The following is a 3,170-nucleotide window of genomic DNA, read 5'->3' on the forward strand; positions in this document are numbered from 1 at the left end:
TACGTGTCGTTGCTTGAGAACTGCATAGTGGACGCGAGCATCTGTGGCCAAGTTTTTAAGGGCGCACGGTGGATGCCTTGGCACCAGGAACCGATGAAGGACGCGAGAGGCCGCGATAGGCCCCGGGGAGCTGTCAACTGAGCTTTGATCCGGGGGTGTCCGAATGGGGAAACCCGGCAGTCGTCATGGGCTGTCACCCATACCTGAACACATAGGGTATGTGGAGGGAACGCGGGGAAGTGAAACATCTCAGTACCCGCAGGAAGAGAAAACAACCGTGATTCCGGGAGTAGTGGCGAGCGAAACTGGATGAGGCCAAACCGTATGCGTGTGATACCCGGCAGGGGTTGCGTATACGGGGTTGTGGGAGTTCTCTTGATCAGTCTGCCGGCTGGTCGGAGAGTCAGAAACCGTTGATGTAGGCGAAGGACATGCGAAAGGTCCGGCGTAGAGGGTAAGACCCCCGTAGCTGAAACGTCAGCGGCTCTCTTGAGAACCACCCAAGTAGCACGGGGCCCGAGAAATCCCGTGTGAATCTGGCGGGACCACCCGCTAAGCCTAAATATTCCCTGGTGACCGATAGCGGATAGTACCGTGAGGGAATGGTGAAAAGTACCGCGGGAGCGGAGTGAAATAGTACCTGAAACCGTGTGCCTACAAGCCGTGGGAGCGTCGGATGCAAGCTTGCTTGCATCTCGTGACTGCGTGCCTTTTGAAGAATGAGCCTGCGAGTTTGCGGTGTGTTGCGAGGTTAACCCGTGTGGGGTAGCCGTAGCGAAAGCGAGTCCGAATAGGGCGATTGAGTAGCGCGCCCAAGACCCGAAGCGGAGTGATCTAGCCATGGGCAGGTTGAAGCGTGGGTAAGACCGCGTGGAGGACCGAACCCACCAGGGTTGAAAACCTGGGGGATGACCTGTGGTTAGGGGTGAAAGGCCAATCAAACTCCGTGATAGCTGGTTCTCCCCGAAATGCATTTAGGTGCAGCGTCACGTGTTTCTTGCCGGAGGTAGAGCACTGGATAGGCGATGGGCCCTACCGGGTTACTGACCTTAGCCAAACTCCGAATGCCGGTAAGTGAGAGCGTGGCAGTGAGACTGTGGGGGATAAGCTCCATGGTCGAGAGGGAAACAGCCCAGAGCATCGACTAAGGCCCCTAAGCGTACGCTAAGTGGGAAAGGATGTGGAGTCGCAGAGACAACCAGGAGGTTGGCTTAGAAGCAGCCACCCTTGAAAGAGTGCGTAATAGCTCACTGGTCAAGTGATTCCGCGCCGACAATGTAGCGGGGCTCAAGCGTACCGCCGAAGTCGTGTCATTGCAGCATTGAGGGCCAACGCCTGCTGTGATGGGTAGGGGAGCGTCGTGTGCCGGGTGAAGCCGCGCCGGAAGGCAGTGGTGGACGGTTCACGAGTGAGAATGCAGGCATGAGTAGCGATACACACGTGGGAAACGTGTGCGCCGATTGACTAAGGGTTCCTGGGTCAAGCTGATCTGCCCAGGGTAAGTCGGGACCTAAGGCGAGGCCGACAGGCGTAGTCGATGGACAACCGGTTGATATTCCGGTACCCGCTTTGAAACGCCCAGTATCGAACCAGGCGATGCTAAGTCCGTGAAGCCGCCCTGATCTCTTCGGAGTTGAGGGGAGTGGTGGAGCCGACGGACCAGACCTGTAGTAGGTAAGCGATGGGGTGACGCAGGAAGGTAGTCCAGCCCGGGCGGTGGTTGTCCCGGGGTAAGGGTGTAGGACGTCACGTAGGCAAATCCGCGTGACACATAGTCTGAGACCTGATGCCGAGCCGATTGTGGTGAAGTGGATGATCCTATGCTGTCGAGAAAAGCCTCTAGCGAGTTTCATGGCGGCCCGTACCCTAAACCGACTCAGGTGGTCAGGTAGAGAATACCGAGGCGTTCGGGTGAACTATGGTTAAGGAACTCGGCAAAATGCCCCCGTAACTTCGGGAGAAGGGGGGCCGTAACTGGTGAGGGGACTTGCTCCCTGAGCTGGGGACGGCCGCAGAGACCAGCGAGAAGCGACTGTTTACTAAAAACACAGGTCCGTGCGAAGCCGTAAGGCGATGTATACGGACTGACGCCTGCCCGGTGCTGGAACGTTAAGGGGACCGGTTAGTCGACCTTCGGGTCGGCGAAGCTGAGAACTTAAGCGCCAGTAAACGGCGGTGGTAACTATAACCATCCTAAGGTAGCGAAATTCCTTGTCGGGTAAGTTCCGACCTGCACGAATGGCGTAACGACTTCTCGACTGTCTCAACCATAGGCCCGGTGAAATTGCACTACGAGTAAAGATGCTCGTTTCGCGCAGCAGGACGGAAAGACCCCGGGACCTTTACTATAGCTTGATATTGGTGTTCGGTTCGGCTTGTGTAGGATAGGTGGGAGACTGTGAAGCCGCGGCGCCAGCCGTGGTGGAGTCGTCGTTGAAATACCACTCTGGTCGTGCTGGATGTCTAACCTCGGTCCGTGATCCGGATCAGGGACAGTGTCTGGTGGGTAGTTTAACTGGGGCGGTTGCCTCCTAAAATGTAACGGAGGCGCCCAAAGGTTCCCTCAGCCTGGTTGGCAATCAGGTGTTGAGTGTAAGTGCACAAGGGAGCTTGACTGTGAGACTGACGGGTCGAGCAGGTACGAAAGTAGGGACTAGTGATCCGGCGGTGGCTTGTGGAAGCGCCGTCGCTCAACGGATAAAAGGTACCCCGGGGATAACAGGCTGATCTTCCCCAAGAGTCCATATCGACGGGATGGTTTGGCACCTCGATGTCGGCTCGTCGCATCCTGGGGCTGGAGTCGGTCCCAAGGGTTGGGCTGTTCGCCCATTAAAGCGGTACGCGAGCTGGGTTTAGAACGTCGTGAGACAGTTCGGTCCCTATCCGCTGCGCGCGCAGGAACATTGAGAAGGGCTGTCCCTAGTACGAGAGGACCGGGACGGACGAACCTCTGGTGTGCCAGTTGTCCTGCCAAGGGCATGGCTGGTTGGCTACGTTCGGGAGGGATAACCGCTGAAAGCATCTAAGCGGGAAGCCTGCTTCGAGATGAGTGTTCCCACCCCCTTTGAGGGGTTAAGGCTCCCAGTAGACGACTGGGTTGATAGGCCGGATGTGGAAGCCCTGTAAGGGGTGGAGCTGACCGGTACTAATAGGCCGAGGGCTTGTCCTCA

1 rRNA gene is annotated in these 3,170 nt (G+C 57.3%); it reads left to right on the forward strand.

Features of this window, described 5'->3' with window-relative positions:
• The first annotated feature begins 45 nt into the window (after positions 1 to 45).
• Positions 46 to 3,169 (forward strand): 23S ribosomal RNA (locus ACFXJ5_RS41150).
• Position 3,170: the final 1 nt, after the last annotated feature.

Source organism: Streptomyces sp. NPDC059373 (genome assembly GCF_042751495.1).
Lineage (GTDB): Bacteria > Actinomycetota > Actinomycetes > Streptomycetales > Streptomycetaceae > Actinacidiphila.